2 protein-coding genes are annotated in these 1,849 nt (G+C 69.9%); both read left to right on the top strand.

Annotated elements, in window-relative coordinates:
* Positions 1-457 (top strand): glutamate racemase (locus R1101_RS28240; protein ID WP_016935474.1); only part of this gene is annotated, 457 nt, incomplete at its 5' end.
* Between the two features lie 130 nt (positions 458-587).
* Positions 588-1,849 (top strand): MFS transporter (locus R1101_RS28235; RefSeq protein WP_016935473.1); only part of this gene is annotated, 1,262 nt, incomplete at its 3' end.

Below are 1,849 nucleotides of genomic sequence, written 5' to 3'. Positions count from 1 at the left end.
CACGGCGAGCAGGTACCAGGCGAATCTGATCGAGCAGTTCGCGAACGGAGCCGAGGTCGTCGGCGTGGCGTGCCATGGACTCGCCGACGCCATCGACGCAGGCGATCGGGTGGCCGTCGCCGCAGCGGTCGCGTCGGCGGCCGAACGCACCCCGCAGGACGTCCAGGGCGTGGTTCTCGGCTGCACCCACTATCCGTTGGTCGCCGACACCATCACCGCACATCTTCCGGCCGGGGTGCGCCTGTTCGACAGCGCCGAGGCCGTCGCGCGGCAGACGCTGCGCCGGATCGACACGCTCGGACGACCCGCCACCGGTTCGGGCCGCGTCGACGTGTTCCGCAGCGGTGTACCCGGCGAGCTGCCGCCGGCGGCGGCGGTCTTCGCCGCGGGGCGCGCTCTGCTCGCCGCTCCCGAGGACGTGCGGGACGAGGACGTCGAGGACGCCACCTCACTCTGAGTCTCCGGTCAGGTGCCCGAGGAATACTTCGCCGAGCGAAGTATGTTGGTGAAGGGGTGTTCACCTGAGTCGTGCGGGACGCATCGTTCGACTTCCGCGCGGAACGCGCCGATCGTTGTCTGGAGGTTCGATGACTGCTCCCGTGCAGCCCCATGGCCGTATCCGTTCGTTCGGTTTCGCCGTGGTCGGCCTGGGAGCGTTCACCCTCACCGCGTCGTCGTCGGCACCGTCACCGCTGTATCCCGTCTACCAGCAGATGTGGGGATTCTCCGCCGCGATGCTGACGGTGGTGTTCGCGGTCTACGTGCTCGCGTTGCTCGCGGCCCTCGTGACGGTGGGGTCGCTGTCCGACCACGTCGGACGCAGACCCGTCATCATGACGGCCCTGCTGCTGCTCGCGGTGAGCATGGTCGTGTTCATCGCTTCCCCGGGTGTGGGGTGGCTGATTCTCGCGCGGATTCTGCAGGGGCTCGCGGTGGGCGCGGCGACGAGCGCGCTGGCCGCCGCCGTGATCGAGATGCAGCCGAACAGGCACATCGGTCCGCTGATCAACACCGCCGCGCCGTCGCTCGGACTCGCGCTCGGCGCGGCGGGAGCGGGCGTGCTCGTGCAGTTCGCACCCTTCCCCACGGTCCTGAGCTATGCGGTGGTCGGCGTTCTCGCCGTTGTACTGGCGATGGCGCTCGTCTTCGTGCCGGAGACGTCGCCGTCGGTGGGTTTCCCGTCGCGACTCGACGCTGTGCGGAGCCTGGTACCGAGCGCGTCGGTGCCCCGCGAGGTCCGGGGCCGTTATCTGCTCATCCTGCCCAGCCTGATGTCGGCGTGGGCACTCGGCGGGCTGTACATGTCGCTGGGGCCGTCGATCGTCGATTCGGTGTTCGGTATCGACAACCGCCTTGCCGCAGGTCTGGCGATCGGCACGCTGTTCACGGCGGGCACCGTTGCGGCAGTCACCACGGCTCGCCGCGACCCGCATCGCATGGTGGTCCTCGGGGCCGTGCTGCTCGCGACGGGACTGACCGCGGTGATCACCGCGCTCCTCACGGGACGGGTCGCGCTGTACTACGCGGGTACTGCCGTCGCCGGTGTCGGTTGGGGTTCGACCTTCGTCGCGGCCATGGGCGTGGTCGGCTCGCTCGGCCGACCCCACGAACGCGGCCGGATCTTCGCAACGACGTTCGTCGTCTGCTATTTCGCGTTCTCGGTGCCCGCGATGGCCGCCGGGGTGGCGGCCGGATCGTTCGGGCTGACGTCCACTGCCGTCGGCTACGGCGTGATCGTCGCCGTGCTGGCGCTCGTGGCCGGGATCGGCGTGCTCGTGCGCAAGCCGAAGCCCGACTCCAGCGGGATGCGGGAAGTGCCCGTGCCTGTCCGTTCGTCGGCGCCGGGCAC

It is taken from the genome of Rhodococcus sp. R1101, from assembly GCF_000278445.1.
In the GTDB taxonomy this organism is placed as follows: domain Bacteria; phylum Actinomycetota; class Actinomycetes; order Mycobacteriales; family Mycobacteriaceae; genus Rhodococcus; species Rhodococcus gordoniae.
This window is presented reverse-complemented; position numbering and strand designations above follow the sequence as displayed.